The organism is Hyphobacterium sp. CCMP332 (genome assembly GCF_014323565.1).
Taxonomy (GTDB): domain Bacteria; phylum Pseudomonadota; class Alphaproteobacteria; order Caulobacterales; family Maricaulaceae; genus Hyphobacterium.
Window position 1 is genome coordinate 631,431 of record NZ_CP058669.1, and the last position, 13,570, is coordinate 645,000.

Here is a 13,570-nt window from a genome sequence, read left to right on the forward strand (position 1 = left end):
CGATGGGTATGGTCGCCCGCAGATTCACCAAGCTCAGGGATATAGAAACCGTGTCCAATACCGTGACCGCTCAAGAAGCGGCAAAACTTGAAGCCTTCCTGAAGAAAAAGCTGAACCCCGGCATGGTCGTTCAGCGCCGCCAGCGCGCGGACGAATGCGCCGAGATCCATATTGGCGATGAATGCCTGGGCGTGGTCCAGAAGATCGTCGATGAGGGCGAGACCAGCTATGCGTTCGAGATCACGATTCTCGACATCGACCTGGAAGAAGTTTGAGCCCAAACGCCTCCGCGCAGGACGTCCTTCGCGTTGAAGGGCTGACCAAGCAGTATTCCGGCGGTGTTCTGGCGGCAGACAATGTCGGTTTCACCGCAGCCGCTGGCGAGCTGATCGCCATTGTCGGCGAGTCCGGCTCCGGCAAGACCACCACATTGAAAGCCATCAACCGGCTGATTGAGCCGAGTGCCGGCACTATCCTGTTTCAGGGCCGCGATGTGATGTCGCTGGCGGCCCATGATTTGCGCCGGGAGATCGGCTGGGTGATGCAGGGCGATGGCCTGTTTCCGCACCTCACTGCTGCACAGAATATCGCCCTCACACCGCGCCTGCTGAAATGGGAGCCCGCGCGTATTTCGGCGCGTATCGATGAATTGCTGGAGCTTGTCCGGCTCGATCCGGCGGATTTCCGGGACCGCCTGCCGCACCAGATGTCCGGCGGCCAGAGACAACGCATCGCCATTGCTCGCGCGCTTGCCGTCGAACCGCCGCTGCTGCTGCTGGATGAAGCCTTCAGCGCGCTTGATCCGGTGACTCGGGCCGCGCTTCAGGATGACTTCGTCGCGCTTCAGGAGCGCCTTCAATTTGCCGCCGTCATGGTCACCCACGACATGGCCGAAGCCCTGCTGCTCGCCAACCGGATACTGGTGATGAAGGACGGGCGGGTCGTTCAGACCGGCACGCCGTCTGATCTCGTCAACCGCCCGGGTGATCCGTACGTCACCGAGCTTCTGGCCGCACCGGCCAAACAGGCTCGCGCCGTCGCCGCGCTGGAGCAGGCGCCATGAGCGAACAACTGGTCGAAGCCTTCACCGTCCTGCCGCAATATCTGGGCGGCCATATGCGCCTGTCCATGGCAGCGATAGCCTGCGCCATCCTGATCAGCCTGCCTCTGGGCATTCTCGCGGCGCGCAAGAAATGGCTCGCCGGTCCCGCACTCGGCATTGCAGGTACGCTGCAGACCATTCCCGGTCTCGCCCTTCTGGCGCTGATGGTGCCGATTCTGGGCGGCACGATCGGCTTTGCCCCGGCCTTTGTGGCGCTGACGCTCTACGGCATTCTGCCGGTGCTCAGGAACACGATTGTCGGCCTTCAGGGCGTTGACCCGATCGTGCGCGAGGCCGCGCGCGGCGTCGGCATGACGCCGCGCCAGAGCCTGATCGAGGTGGAATTGCCACTGGCCCTGCCCACTATTGTCGCCGGTATCCGCACGGCGGTCGTCTGGGTTGTGGGGGCGGCGGTTCTGGCCACGCCGGTCGGGGCGGCCAGCCTCGGTAACTATATCTTCGCCGGCTTGCAGACCCGCAACTGGACGGCCGTGCTGTTTGGGTGTGTCGCCTCGGCCCTGCTCGCCATCCTGCTCGACCAGATCGTCCGCAGCTATGAAATCGCCGCCCGCCGCCGCAACCGCGTCATGGCGTCCCTGTCGACGCTGGCGGGGATTGTGCTTATCGGCGGGGCGCTGCTGCCAGGATGGCTGGACACCGCCGCGCGCAGCACCGTGGCGGGCGATCAGGCAGAGGCCATCGGGCTGGAGGGCCGCGTCGTGGTGGTCGGCTCCAAACCCTTCACCGAGCAATTCATTCTGGCGGCATTGTTCGAGCGCGTTCTGGAGGCCGAAGGTGCCATCGTTCAGCGCCGCGACGGGCTCGGCTCGACCGTGGCATTCGATGCGCTGGCCGGTAGCGAGATCGACGTCTATGCCGATTATTCCGGCACGCTCTGGGCCAATGTCCTGAACCGGGCGGATGCGCCCGGCCGCCACCGCATCATTGCGGAAACATCGGCCGTGCTGCTCAATGAATACGGTATCTTGAGCCTCGGCTCGCTCGGCTTTGAAAACGCCTATGGCTTTGCCATGAGCCGGGTGGGCGCAGAGCGCCTGGGCGTCACCTCCATTGCCGGTCTGGCCGGCGAGGCGGTGACCATTGGCGCGGACAGTGAATTCTTCGTGCGGCCGGAATGGACCGGCACGCGCGACGCCTATGGCCTGCAGGACGCGACGCCGCGGCCGATGGATTCGACCTTCATGTATGGCGCGGTGCGCGATGGTCAGGTGGATGTCATCACTGCCTACACAACAGACGGGCGCATCGCCGCCTATGATCTGGTGATCCTGGACGATCCGCGCGGCATCCTGCCGCCTTATGATGCCATGATCCTCTTATCGCCCGAGGCCGCCGCAGATGATGCCGTTGCCGCCGCGCTGGCCCCGCTGGTCAATGCGATTACGCCGGACAGGATGCGCGAAGCCAATCGCCGCGTGGATCTTGACGGCCAGACGCCGGAACAGGCGGCGGAATGGTTGTGGGGCGAGGTCTTGGAATGACTGATTTGTGGGGGGCGATTGGCAGGTACGATTGGCCGAATGTGGGTTTCGTATCCGGCAGACCGGCAAACGAAGAGGATATTCAGGCTGGCAGGGCTGTCTTTATGATCCAGCCCGAAAGCGAAGCGGCGGATATTTCACTTCCTGCATGTGCTCTCGTAAATGAGCAGGATGGATCGCAGACAGCTGTTGTTGTGATCCAAGCCGAAATTGACGGCGGAGAAACTCTGTTAGGAGTGCGCGAGATTGCGGGCGGAAATTTGGTCTGCACGTTGGGCGAGATCGAATTTGTGCATCCAGACAAGATGCCTTGGAAATGAAAAAAAACCGGCGGAGCTTTCACACCCCGCCGGCATCATTCCAGAGTAAAACCCAACCCGCCCCTAGAGCACGTCCAGCATCGACGCGACCAGCGGGTGGCGGACAATGTCTTGCGCCGCCAGACGCTGGACCGAGATGTCCGGCACCGCTTCAAGCTTGTCGGCAATGCCGGCCAGGCCGGAGAGTTCCGGTAAAAGGTCGGTCTGCGCCGGATCGCCGGTGATCACCATGGTCGAGTGCCAGCCCAGCCGGGTCAGCAGCATTTTCAATTGTCCGTAGGTGCAGTTCTGCGCTTCGTCCACCACGACAAAGGCGTTGTTGAGCGTCCGCCCGCGCATGTATCCGATAGGCGCAATCTCGATCAGGCCTTCCAGCATCAGCGATTTCAGACGCTTGGGCGAGAGCCGGTCGGCGAGGGCGTCATAAAGCGGGCGCAGATAGGGGGCGAGCTTCTCCTCCATGGCACCGGGTAAAAAGCCGATGCTCTCGCCCGCTTCCACCGCCGGGCGGGAAAGAACGATGCGGCCCACTTCGCCCTTTTCAAGCTGTTCCACCGCCTTGGCGACCGCGAGATAGGTCTTGCCTGTTCCCGCCGGTCCGAGCGCCATGACCAGATTGTGCTCGTCTATAGCCTTCATCAATTTGGCCTGACCGTCTGATCTCGGTTTGACGTTTTTGACATAGCGTTGATCGCGCATGGGTTCCTTCTCGTCCGGCGACCAGCTGGCCCCCGGAAAAAGCGCCCGCACCTTGGTTTGCTCGTCCTGATAATGACCGGAATTGAACTCACCCGAGGATTGGCGGCGCTTTGCGGAACGTTTCGTCATGGACAGACTCTCCTGAGACTATTGTTTGCGTCACCGGTTGATGACGCAGTGGCCAGAAACAAAAAAACCCTCACCGGAGGGCGAGGGCTGTGGGCAGGCATATGAAGGTGCGCATGGGAGGGGGCGGATTCAGACCGGTGGCGGTGGTGGATCCGGTTTTCGGCCCGGTGGGTGCGTCGGTTTCGCACGATGGCCATTCGCCTCCTCTTCGAAGCGCCCGCGACTCGATGGAAGTACCGAATCGCAGGAGCAGTATCAGTCTAGTATGGTGAACAAAGATTAAGCGCCCCCGTATCATAAACTTCACACAGACAGTGTCCGGAGAGCCACATGCCCGTCTACAGCCTCGAAGATCACACCCCGAAAATGCCCGAGAGCGGGAATTACTGGATTGGTCCCGGCGCGCATGTGATCGGCCGCGTCACCCTGAAGGAAAATGCCAGCATCTGGTATAATGCGGTGGTGCGTGGCGATGTCGACGACATCACCATCGGCGAGGACACCAACATCCAGGACAATTCGGTGCTGCACACCGACCATGGCTATCCCATGGTCATCGGCAAGGGGGTCACCGTCGGTCACCGCGTCATGCTGCACGGCTGCAAGATCGGCGATTATTCGCTGATCGGAATCGGAGCGGCCCTGCTGAACGGGGTGAAGATCGGGACCAATTGCATCATTGGTGCCCACACCCTGTTGCCGGAGGGCAAGGAAATACCCGACAACTCCCTCGTCGTCGGATCTCCGGGCAAGGTGATCCGGACGCTCGAAGCGGACATGTATGACATTCTGAAAGCCTCGGCCGACCATTATGTCGAAAACTGGAAGCGTCACAAAGCGGGACTGACGGAAATTCCGGGTTGAGGCCAGGGCGGTGTGCCCCGAAACAGCACATCAAATTTCCAAAGCACCTGACTTCAGACAGGGAACCACAACCGGAACCTACACGAAACCACACTGGACCATCGGGGAAGTTGCGAAAAAGCGGCGCCGTATCCACGCGCCATGGTGAGGATTAACCGGCGTCGCCGCCGCGCCACAATTCACGGACTTTTGCGTCGGCATCGCTGGCGAAATTGAACCAGGCGGAGCGGTCGCGGCTGGCATCGACCACGAAGAGCTTGTCGTCCCGGTCCAGCAGGTGGGAGAGGTCATTGCGCAAAGCGGACGCCGTCGTACGTGCACGCACAAGCCATACGCCCGGCACAATATCAACAGCGTCACCATACCTGCGCAACACAGAGGCAACCGCCTCGCCAACACCGGAATTGACTTCGGTAATGACCAGCAGATTGGCGGGATCTTCGGTTTCTGCCGCGGCCTGCGAGACCTTGCGGCTGTCCTCGATCCAGCTCGCGAGAATCTCGACATCAGCGGCCGGCTTCCAGGTGCCATCGCGTTCCACGCTGACCAGCGTGTAGTCCGCCACACGTCCTTCGGAGACATAGCCACGCATTTGCGGAGAGGTGTAGGGGCCATAGACCCGTCCATCCACCTTCACAAACCACGTTCTCGCCTGTCCGGCATCCACACTCATAATACGCGCCATTCTGATACGATTACCTATTCTGACCCCTTTAAGGGGCAAGAATGAGGCCAGTCCTGATATCAGGCAGCGTTGGCGTTTTCACCTGAAGGCGGCATGAATGCGACAGCAAAGCCGCCATCCCAGATGCGCGCGACCGTGCCGCGCATCTCTCCAACACGGACTTCTTCATTTATCCGCGGGCGTTCAAGGCATGAGAAAGCTGCGCCGGAGATGGAAACATCCACGACATCAGCATCAATCTTTACGCCGTCGCTGAAGTGCAGAACCGCGCGGCCCTTGCCCTGCTTGCGCGGAGCAGCACGGTCTTCTTCCAGCCCGAGGCGCTCCATGTTGAATCGCCAGGTGATGGCATCGGCGAGGCGGTCGCGCTTGCGCATATGTGCCGTAAATTGCAGGGAAAACCAGTTCGAGCCTTTGCGCAGGACCTTGCCTTCCATGCGGCCGAGTCCGTCGATCAGCAGAACGATGGTGTCGCCGGGCATGGGTGGTTTCTTGGCCATGATCTTGGCCCCGCCGGGGGACACGTCAATCAGGCGGCATTTCTGTTCGCCCGAATGCGTATCCAGAAACCGGCCAACAAGCTGCAGCGGCACGCGCCGATGCCGGCGCTTGTCCTCGGCCCCGCGGGCCGCAACGCGGATCTTCCGCTTGTCCAGACGTGTGAATACTTCCGCCATCATCTTTAGCCTTTTCGCGGCCAAGTCTGACGGCAATCCGTTAAAACACCTTTGCCGGATTAGCGATCATTTGCAGCGTCTGGCAGGCCCGGTGGTGGCGTTGCCGGGATTGTCCACTGCTTCGCTACCGGGGGCAGAATACGCGTCAGATCGTGGCGTATGATCGGGCGGTTCCGGAAACGTCCGGCGGACTGCAGGGGCTGGTAAAGACCGAGTATCCTGTCCACGCTGCCGGCCGTCGAGGCGAGGGGGGTAAACACCATCTCGATATCGATCTTGTCCCCGCAAATCGTTTCCGCAGTGGCGTATCCACGCCCCGGAGCCGCATTCGCCAGAACCGATTCCAGCAATAATTTCATATGCTCACGGTCATACCCGCGCCAGAAAGACAGGAAATTCTGCTCGCGTAATTCACGTTGATGCAGATCGCACAATTTGGTGCCGGCCAGCCGGAAAACATGATGCGAGGAATCGTGCCTTTGCAGCATGAAGAGATTGCCAAGGAGGTCCCGCAAATCAGCTGCGGCAATGTCGGCGCGGGCCGGAACGGCATCGGATCGGCGCCGGGAGTCCCAGTAGGAGACCAGAGTTCTTGCGTGGGCATGCATCATAATCGCAGTCACTTTTCCTTGGTGTGCCGGTATCGGCCAATTTGGAAACGTATTTTCAATCTCTGGGCCATACTCTTGGCGCGAGAGTGAAGGCTCGCCTGCCCGGGGAACCGCGCGAGGGGCCATATTCGCTCATGAATTGAACGGGAGGACCGCCATGCGCGTCTCACCAGTAAAGATTCTGGTCGGCACTGCCGTATTCGCCCTGACGCTGGCAACGCCGTCTTTCGCATTTGCCGGTGGCGGTGGTTATGGCGGCGGTGGCCAGGGTGGCGGCAGCTGCGGCAGTTCGTGCGGCGGCGGTGGCCATGGCGGTCATGGCGGCGGCGGTTACACTGGTGGCGGAGGTGGCGGCTGTGGCTCCGGTTGCGGCGGAGGCGGTCATCGCGTCCGTACGCCCAATATCCGTATCAATGGACCGCGCATCAATGTCGGTGTTAACGTCAATACCAACGTCAACGTCTCAACCGTGGTCAATGCAAACGCCAATGCAGACGCCAATGCGGGCGCCAGCGGCAATGCAGGCGCCGGTGCCGGAGCTGGTGGCGGAACAACGATTATCTCGCTCGGTGGCGGAGGCGCTGCGATTGGCGCTCCACCTCCGGCAACAGCAATCAATGGCTTGAACGTCTCCGGTCTTACCCGGATCGAGGTCGTCGAAGAAGAGCGCACACGCATATTGGAAGAGTGGCGCGTCATCCGCGCGGTTTGCCTTGATGACCGCGGAACGCCGCATCCGGCCTCGCGGCCCGATCCGGAAGAGCGGGTCGAGGAGGTATTCTCCGGCGAGTTTTTCCGTTGCATGTCCGGAACCTACATGCAGGTGACGATTGGCTGGCGCATTGACGGCGCTGACGTTTTTGATGACGCCTTCACGCTGGTTTGCAGCCAGGGCGAGGCCCTGCGCCATGAATCTGGTGGCCGGGTTTATTGCGCGACGCAGGAACCCCGCCGCAATTGCAATGAGCGCTCATTGCTTCGCCTTTACGGGCCGGGCGTGAAGCTGGTCTATGTGCGCCGCGAGGAACGCTACACCGAAATGGTCGAACATCGCCGCGAGATCGTGAACACGGCAAATATGACGCTCATGCTGGATGGTGGCGTCGGCGGATATCGCTAGAATTGATTGAATGCATGAGCAAAAAGCCCCGGTCGAACCGGGGCTTTTTTATTCCTGCGGGTCCTGCGTGACGAAGGTCGCGGAATTACCAATAGCGGTAGCAGATCCGGTGGTACCCCAGCCGCTGATATATTGACTCTGGAATGTCGCATTGACCGCGGCGGAATTGGTCTGATTGATCTCGCCGCGTGAGGTCGTGTCCGGACATGACTGGCAGCCCCAGCTGGTGGCCGCATTACCATAAGCAGACGCCGAGCCGATCACCTCGCCACCAAAACCGCCATCAAACCGGGTCGTGGCGCGGGAATTGCCGGAATTCGTCTGCACCAGCCCCATGAAGGTATCGGTACCGAGATTGGTGATGATGGCGGAATTGCCGATGCTTTCTGACGACGCGATAATGCTGTCCTCGTCGAAATTGCCAATATTGATATTGGCCTCGGCATCGGTTTCGCCGCTATTGTCCTGTGTCCCGCGGGCGTCGCCATAGGCCCATTCTGTCGCGACATCCAGGCCATTACCCTGCGCCTGGGCCGCAACCGTTGTGAAGACACCACCACCGCCCGCATTGACGCGGGCCGAAGCGCGTATTGCGCCCCGGTTGGACTGGGCTGTGCTGAGGATGACGGAAGATTCATCGCCTTGCGAGCGGATCGCATTGCCCGAGGCCGTCGCGGCCGTGACTGAAAATTCGCCCAGCCCGGCCGTGCGGGCCTCCATGAGGGCACGGGATTCCACAGTAGCGCCGGAATCCTGCTGAATACTGCCTTGAATGCCGCCATATGCGCCAATCGTCTCAACCGCATTGGCGGATGATGTTGCGGCAGTGATATTGCCGACCGCATAGGAGTCGAGACGCAGCATTGCGGAGGAAAATACGCTGGAACCATCGCTGACCGATTGATTGACGGAAATATCGCTGTCGCCGTCGACCTCGATGATGGCTGAATTGCCATAGCCGCCGGATGCGGTGATGGCGGTGCCGTCAATCGCGACAGCATTGGTCTCGGCAGTCGAGGTGACAAAGCCGTCAAATTGTTGAGTACTGTTGACGTCATGTCCGGTCTGGGTCTGCACGTCCAGCGCATTGCCCATACCGACGGCGTTCAGCGTAACATTGCCCGTTCCACCGACCACAACATGACCATTGGCGTTGACGTCAGCGCCCAGATTAAGCTGTCCGTTGAGGATCTCAGTCGTATCGTCCGCGTAGCCCGTTGCGCACAGCAGGGTCGCGGCGCTCGTGCCCGCGGTCAACGCTTTGGCGAATCTGGACATTGGAGGCTCCTGTTTGGGAAGCGTAAGTCGTGTGGGGATTGATGCCGCCGGAATAGTTGGTCAGGCCGAGGGGGTCATCAAAAGCGCAAACGCTGCGTGCTTCGATACCATACAGCGTCGAGGAAAATTCGAGGACGGCACGCTCTACGAGCGACCGCACAGCGAGCTGGATAGGCTCCAGCGATCGCCCGCCGGTCGATATGTCAATGACAGCATCGCCCCAGAAGGAGAAGACGCCGGCGCTGACCTCGCGGCCGATGATCTGCTTCTGGTAGGAGATGACGTCGACAACCTCGAGGGTTTCGGAGTTCACCAGACGTAAATCAATAGCGACATTCATCACATACATGCGGCCGTTGAAAACGCCGGTCGGATCAGAATCGATGCGGTCGCCACCGAGGATATCAATGCCCTGGGATCGAATATTGAAATTCAACTCGGTGATGCCGCCAACCAGATGAAAGTCCGATCCAGGAATGCTTCCCGCGTATATTTGGCGAAAGCCTTCCTCTTCGCCGGCATCGCCTATGAGGCGGTTATTTGCGTATCGTAGTTCCAGTTCAGCAACCGAAGTATCAAATCGCTCGACCAGGTTGATTCCGGCTTTGGCAAAGGCCGACATCGCCATCAGCGACGCCCCCTGTGTAATGGCAGGGCCGCCACCTTCCGGGTTGCCCGCAGCAGTATAGTCCGCAATCCGGCCAACCGCGATGCGCGGCGAGGGCCGTCCCGCCGAACGGGCCGAATTTGCCAGACACACCAGCGCTTCGGAATAGGGCGTCGGGTTTGTCGTGACCGGCGCATTACCAATCGGATTAGCGTAGCGCCCGTCAAACCCGGAATTGGGTGTGACGGCGCAGCCCGCCAGAAGCAGGGCGCCTGTCGCAATTGAGAAGAGTCGCTTAATTGCCATTCCCGTCATCCCCGCCGCTGCCGGAATTTGCAGTTGCGTTCACATCGCCATTATTCGTCTGCGTCGAATTAACGATGACAGTATTGTAGTTACCGTTAACGATAACGTTCAGCTGGTTGCCAACCGCCAGCGCACTCGAATTGGAACCCGTCGCGCTCATGCCGGTGCTGCCGGAACCCTGATTTGTGGATTGGGTTGGTGCATTGCCAACGCCGCCCACTCCGGCCATCTGGGCCTGCACGCCGACACCCGTTTGCAGGACGCCGTTCAGAACAACACGATTGCCATTGGAATCACGCGTCCCGGCCCGATAGGGCTGGTTATTCTGGGTATTGTCGGTTCCCCAAGGGCGCTGAAAATCGCCAGCGTTTTGCGCCTGAGCAGGGCCGGAGACAGCCACAATTCCAGCGCAGGCGGCAAGAAGCGAGAAGCGGCGCATGGCTTTTCCTTTCCCGCGCAGCCAGAGGTCGGCTGCGCACTTGCTATGATGCAGACGAGGGCCCAGTTTCCGGAAGTCACGGCACCCAAGTCTGAATATTCTCGCTAAAATTATGTGCTGCGGGCAAACAAGAGATTAAGGATACTGAGAAATGCGGCCAGTCCGTTCGCCGATCTTCAACGACATTCCGACGGTTCTACTGGTTCTGGCCGGCAGTTTTGTGGTGATTTTCGCGCTTGGTGCGCTTTTCCCTCAGCTGGGCTATTTGTTTTTGACCATCGGCGCGGTCATCCCGGGTGCGGGCTTGCAGCACCCGAGCCCGCTTGGCCCGTGGTCGCCTTACATCTTCCATGTCTTCCTGCACGGCGGATTGATGCATCTGGTGTTCAACACAGTGGCCACGGTCACTTTTGGTGCAGGGGCTTTTCGTCCATTTGGACGCGGGCTCACGGCCAATATCGGCTTTTTGCTGTTTTTCTTTGTGTGTTCCATCGCCGGGGCCGGATTGCAGGTTCTGGTCGCGCCGGGCTCCATGATTCCCATGATCGGGGCATCAACCGGTCTGTCGGGATGTATTGCGGCTGCGGGCTGGGCCGAAGGGGGCTATCGCGGCATGTTGCGCTTTGCCCTGCCATGGGGCGGCTTCAATATATTGCTCGCGCTGCTCGGGCCCCTTTCGCCCTTGCCTTTATCCTGGGCGGGGCATTTGGGTGGTCTGATTGCAGGAGTCGCGCTCTATCCCGTATTCGTGGCGTTATTCAGCTCGCGCCGCCGGAGGGTCTAGTTGAGGCGATCCAGATGACGTTCGCCATCGATTTCCAGGCCGCGGATCAGCGCACGGCCATCATCGCCAACCGCAATGATCAGACGCATGCTGGATAAATTGGCGCGGCGGCGCTCCTCGAGCGCCTGGGCCGTGGCCTCATCGGCATAATATCGCTCGATGTTGAACCGCGCACGCATCGTTGAATCATTCGCATACTGGACCCTGCCATGAACAAAAAGCCCGTTCGGCGGTCGTTCCCGATGAATTGAAATGGCTTGCCAGTTCTCGTTGGCGGACGGCTCCAGCAGAACGAAAACATCATCACCTTGATCGAAACTGTTTTCGCCACCCATCTCTGACGGGTCGAGATTGTGCAGCGGCGTGGTGATGATGACGTAGTAGCCAGCCAACAGGTCTCGTGGATCGACCGGCTCAAGATCGAGCAATACTTCTGTTCCGGAATGCCGCCGGAATTGATGATCGGCGATCATGGCCACCAGGAAAAGCGTCATCGCGGCGGCTGCGATGATGAGTCGGCCCATGCGGGTCATGACGCCTCCTCCGGCTTCGCCTGCAAATGCTTTTGCATCCTGATGACGGCGATCGACAGGCCGAAAAGAAGAAGGCCGCCGATCAGGAAGAAGAGAGACGTGTCGAGCAAGCCACCGAATGTGACGCTGTAGACGTAAAGGGCCTGCACCACGAACAGGGTAATGCCAATGCCGCCTGTGAAGCGCCGGCCTTCTCTCGATCCGTAAAGAATCATAGCGACCGCAACGGTAAACACGCTGGCGCCGGTCAGAATTCTCAACATCAGCACCGCGTCCGGCCCGGCCAGTTGCGTCAAAGTCGGTAACACCAGCGCGATCACAATTCCGATACTCGCAGGAATAAGAAGGATGCGGTTGGCAGACCGGTGCAGTGACCGGATGACAATGCCAATAGCAAAAATGACGGCGGACACGCCGGCCAGCAGCCAGTAATCACCCGTTCCGGGGCCGGCGAGGGTCTGCCAGTAGTCCTGTGCAGATCCACGATAGGCAGCACCGCGTTCGGCGTAGTCTTCAAATTCGCCGAGCGGAAACTGGAGTGCAAAGCCGCCAGCCAGTGCCGCCACGCTGCCCCAATTGGTCAGCGCGCCAAAACCGAATCTGTCGCCATCCCGGAACGCCGCAAACAACATGGCGAGGCCGCCGCCGGCGAGAACAAGGATACTGAGGCTTTGCAGCGCGCTCAGCCGATCATCTTGCGCATAATCCCAGACAAGGAATGAGAGCCAGACAAACAGGCCGATCCCGAGAAAGTTTGCGGACACCAGCGAACGCATGCGGCTGGCTGCGGCCATAGTGACGGCCCAGAGTGGCAAATAACCCCAGACAATGCCCGGCGCGAACGTGTTGTAGGTCTCTGCCAGGGTCCAGGCGGCACCCAGCAAACTCGCCAGAATCAGTACGGGCCGGGAGGGGGTCAGCAGAGCGACACCGAGCGCGCCGACGGCCCATATCCCCAGGACTGTGAAGCGCCAGGAGCTCATATTGAAAATCTGGGCGACAAGAACAATTGACGCGCCGAACAGAGCGGCGCCCAGCAGCGCCAATGCGTGCCCGATTGCAGAGTGGTCACGCATGAAGGCCCAGCCGGCGCCCGCAAAGCAGCCCCACAACACGCCAAAAAGCAGGGCGAGCCGGACAATATTTCCCATATCGGCCCAATTGGCGGCAACGAAGCTTATAGCGGCAAGTGCAAGCAGAACCGTTCCCAGGATGGCAAGCGCACCAGAGGCGGTCCAGCCAATTCGCGTTTCTGTCACATTGTCCAGAATCGCGGCGCGATTGTCGGCCGGTACGAGGCCGCCTTCAATCCAGCGATCAAGATCCTCTGTGAGCCGCTTTTTATAGTGCGACTTTCCCATGATGGCGTGCCTCCGTCAGAATCAAACCATAGGAAAACCGGAAGCCGGCGGCTATGAAAAACGGATTCACATTCAGCTCCGACCGCCTACGGCTGACGCGAGCGGGCCGGGGAGTCCTTGCCTGCAAGGCGAATCCGGGTCCCGAAGAAAAATCTGCCAACACTGTTGCACACCAAGGCAAAATACATATAATCGCGCCTCCTCCGCCGATCCGGAGACTTGCCCAACGGCGCTGATGCACATCGTGCGCCGACAGACCTTTTTGTGTCCGTCGGCTGATTTGTTTCGGGCGCTGCAAGTTTCTGAGTAACGCGGTTGACGTCATACAGCCGGGGGCATAAGTAGCGCCTCCTCGTGATTGTCGAGACTTGATAAACGGCCTTCAGAAAGCCGCGCCGAATGGCACTAAGGTGTTGATCGGAGTGGAAAAATGAAGTTGCTGCAAGTTTCTGAGAAACGCGGTTGACACTTTGGGGCGAGGCGAATAGACACCGCGCTCCTCGCCGGAACGGGCCGCCTCAAACGGCCCTGGACGGCGAACCGGATAAAGATG

The 13,570-nt window shown here is 60.0% G+C and carries 16 protein-coding genes; 7 read left to right on the forward strand and 9 right to left on the reverse strand.

The window, feature by feature from the left end; all coding sequences use genetic code 11:
- Positions 1–8: 8 nt before the first annotated feature.
- Genes HXX25_RS03240 through HXX25_RS03255 form a run of 4 tightly spaced genes read left to right on the forward strand, consistent with a single transcriptional unit; the run spans position 9 to position 2,924 of the window.
- The gene (locus HXX25_RS03240) at positions 9–275 is read left to right on the forward strand and encodes a DUF3126 family protein (RefSeq protein WP_187167091.1); all 267 of its coding nucleotides are present in this window, start codon (positions 9–11) and stop codon (positions 273–275) included.
- Complete coding sequence (locus HXX25_RS03245; RefSeq protein ID WP_187167092.1) at positions 272–1,063, forward strand: ATP-binding cassette domain-containing protein; 792 nt, start codon at positions 272–274, stop codon at positions 1,061–1,063. The genes HXX25_RS03240 and HXX25_RS03245 overlap by 4 nt, the downstream gene beginning before the upstream one ends.
- A complete protein-coding gene (locus HXX25_RS03250; protein WP_187167093.1) occupies positions 1,060–2,604 on the forward strand; it encodes an ABC transporter permease/substrate-binding protein in 1,545 nt (514 codons plus the stop codon). Before HXX25_RS03245 ends, HXX25_RS03250 begins: the two co-directional genes overlap by 4 nt.
- The gene (locus tag HXX25_RS03255; protein ID WP_187167094.1) at positions 2,601–2,924 is read left to right on the forward strand and encodes a hypothetical protein; all 324 of its coding nucleotides are present in this window, start codon (positions 2,601–2,603) and stop codon (positions 2,922–2,924) included. Before HXX25_RS03250 ends, HXX25_RS03255 begins: the two co-directional genes overlap by 4 nt.
- Before the next feature lie 63 nt (positions 2,925–2,987).
- On the opposite strand, the gene HXX25_RS03260 is transcribed toward HXX25_RS03255, so the two are convergent.
- Entirely contained in the window at positions 2,988–3,752 is a 765-nt protein-coding gene (locus HXX25_RS03260) for a PhoH family protein (RefSeq protein ID WP_187167095.1), read from the reverse strand.
- Positions 3,753–4,082: 330 nt separating this feature from the next.
- On the opposite strand from HXX25_RS03260, the gene HXX25_RS03265 reads away from it, so the two are divergent.
- On the forward strand, positions 4,083–4,616 hold the full coding sequence (locus HXX25_RS03265) for a gamma carbonic anhydrase family protein (protein WP_187167096.1): 534 nt from the start codon (positions 4,083–4,085) through the stop codon (positions 4,614–4,616).
- Positions 4,617–4,767: 151 nt separating this feature from the next.
- Here the strand turns inward: HXX25_RS03265 and HXX25_RS03270 are convergent, their stop codons facing one another.
- From HXX25_RS03270 to HXX25_RS03280, 3 genes are all read right to left on the reverse strand, one after another.
- Complete coding sequence (locus HXX25_RS03270) at positions 4,768–5,289, reverse strand: DUF4339 domain-containing protein (RefSeq protein ID WP_187167737.1); 522 nt, start codon at positions 5,287–5,289, stop codon at positions 4,768–4,770.
- 71 nt (positions 5,290–5,360) lie between these two features.
- Complete coding sequence (locus HXX25_RS03275; protein WP_233346854.1) at positions 5,361–5,981, reverse strand: PilZ domain-containing protein; 621 nt, start codon at positions 5,979–5,981, stop codon at positions 5,361–5,363.
- A gap of 56 nt (positions 5,982–6,037) precedes the next feature.
- Positions 6,038–6,589 carry a PAS domain-containing protein gene (locus HXX25_RS03280; protein WP_187167097.1) on the reverse strand — a complete coding sequence of 184 codons (552 nt, stop codon included), beginning with the start codon at positions 6,587–6,589 and terminating at the stop codon, positions 6,038–6,040.
- A gap of 157 nt (positions 6,590–6,746) precedes the next feature.
- Between HXX25_RS03280 and HXX25_RS03285 the strand changes: the two genes are divergently transcribed.
- Positions 6,747–7,709, forward strand: a complete 963-nt coding sequence (locus HXX25_RS03285) for a hypothetical protein (protein ID WP_187167098.1) — start codon at positions 6,747–6,749, stop codon at positions 7,707–7,709.
- Between the two features lie 48 nt (positions 7,710–7,757).
- On the opposite strand, the gene hfaD is transcribed toward HXX25_RS03285, so the two are convergent.
- The 3 genes from hfaD to hfaA are packed head-to-tail and all read right to left on the reverse strand — an operon-like array spanning position 7,758 to position 10,339.
- Positions 7,758–8,987 carry a holdfast anchor protein HfaD gene (gene hfaD / locus HXX25_RS03290; protein ID WP_187167099.1) on the reverse strand — a complete coding sequence of 410 codons (1,230 nt, stop codon included), beginning with the start codon at positions 8,985–8,987 and terminating at the stop codon, positions 7,758–7,760.
- A complete protein-coding gene (gene hfaB, locus HXX25_RS03295; RefSeq protein WP_187167100.1) occupies positions 8,902–9,900 on the reverse strand; it encodes a holdfast anchoring protein HfaB in 999 nt (332 codons plus the stop codon). Before hfaB ends, hfaD begins: the two co-directional genes overlap by 86 nt.
- On the reverse strand, positions 9,890–10,339 hold the full coding sequence (hfaA, locus tag HXX25_RS03300; protein WP_187167101.1) for a holdfast anchoring protein HfaA: 450 nt from the start codon (positions 10,337–10,339) through the stop codon (positions 9,890–9,892). The genes hfaB and hfaA overlap by 11 nt, the downstream gene beginning before the upstream one ends.
- A gap of 151 nt (positions 10,340–10,490) precedes the next feature.
- Between hfaA and HXX25_RS03305 the strand changes: the two genes are divergently transcribed.
- Entirely contained in the window at positions 10,491–11,123 is a 633-nt protein-coding gene (locus HXX25_RS03305) for a rhomboid family intramembrane serine protease (RefSeq protein WP_187167102.1), read from the forward strand.
- On the opposite strand, the gene HXX25_RS03310 is transcribed toward HXX25_RS03305, so the two are convergent.
- Entirely contained in the window at positions 11,120–11,656 is a 537-nt protein-coding gene (locus tag HXX25_RS03310) for a GDYXXLXY domain-containing protein (protein ID WP_187167103.1), read from the reverse strand. The genes HXX25_RS03305 and HXX25_RS03310 overlap by 4 nt on opposite strands.
- Positions 11,653–13,017 (reverse strand): DUF2157 domain-containing protein, encoded by a 1,365-nt coding sequence (locus HXX25_RS03315; protein ID WP_187167104.1) that lies wholly within the window; start codon positions 13,015–13,017, stop codon positions 11,653–11,655. Before HXX25_RS03315 ends, HXX25_RS03310 begins: the two co-directional genes overlap by 4 nt.
- Positions 13,018–13,570 lie beyond the last annotated feature (553 nt).

Coding starts and splice junctions, on each gene's coding strand:
- HXX25_RS03240 (WP_187167091.1), top strand. CDS start 9: ATGGTCGCCCGCAGATTCACCAAGCTCAGGGATATAGAAACCGTGTCC.
- HXX25_RS03250 (WP_187167093.1), top strand. CDS start 1,060: ATGAGCGAACAACTGGTCGAAGCCTTCACCGTCCTGCCGCAATATCTG.
- HXX25_RS03255 (WP_187167094.1), top strand. CDS start 2,601: ATGACTGATTTGTGGGGGGCGATTGGCAGGTACGATTGGCCGAATGTG.
- HXX25_RS03260 (WP_187167095.1), bottom strand. CDS start 3,752: ATGACGAAACGTTCCGCAAAGCGCCGCCAATCCTCGGGTGAGTTCAAT.
- HXX25_RS03265 (WP_187167096.1), top strand. CDS start 4,083: ATGCCCGTCTACAGCCTCGAAGATCACACCCCGAAAATGCCCGAGAGC.
- HXX25_RS03270 (WP_187167737.1), bottom strand. CDS start 5,289: ATGAGTGTGGATGCCGGACAGGCGAGAACGTGGTTTGTGAAGGTGGAT.
- HXX25_RS03275 (WP_233346854.1), bottom strand. CDS start 5,981: ATGATGGCGGAAGTATTCACACGTCTGGACAAGCGGAAGATCCGCGTT.
- HXX25_RS03280 (WP_187167097.1), bottom strand. CDS start 6,589: ATGATGCATGCCCACGCAAGAACTCTGGTCTCCTACTGGGACTCCCGG.
- HXX25_RS03285 (WP_187167098.1), top strand. CDS start 6,747: ATGCGCGTCTCACCAGTAAAGATTCTGGTCGGCACTGCCGTATTCGCC.
- hfaD (WP_187167099.1), bottom strand. CDS start 8,987: ATGTCCAGATTCGCCAAAGCGTTGACCGCGGGCACGAGCGCCGCGACC.
- hfaB (WP_187167100.1), bottom strand. CDS start 9,900: ATGGCAATTAAGCGACTCTTCTCAATTGCGACAGGCGCCCTGCTTCTG.
- hfaA (WP_187167101.1), bottom strand. CDS start 10,339: ATGCGCCGCTTCTCGCTTCTTGCCGCCTGCGCTGGAATTGTGGCTGTC.
- HXX25_RS03305 (WP_187167102.1), top strand. CDS start 10,491: ATGCGGCCAGTCCGTTCGCCGATCTTCAACGACATTCCGACGGTTCTA.
- HXX25_RS03310 (WP_187167103.1), bottom strand. CDS start 11,656: ATGACCCGCATGGGCCGACTCATCATCGCAGCCGCCGCGATGACGCTT.
- HXX25_RS03315 (WP_187167104.1), bottom strand. CDS start 13,017: ATGGGAAAGTCGCACTATAAAAAGCGGCTCACAGAGGATCTTGATCGC.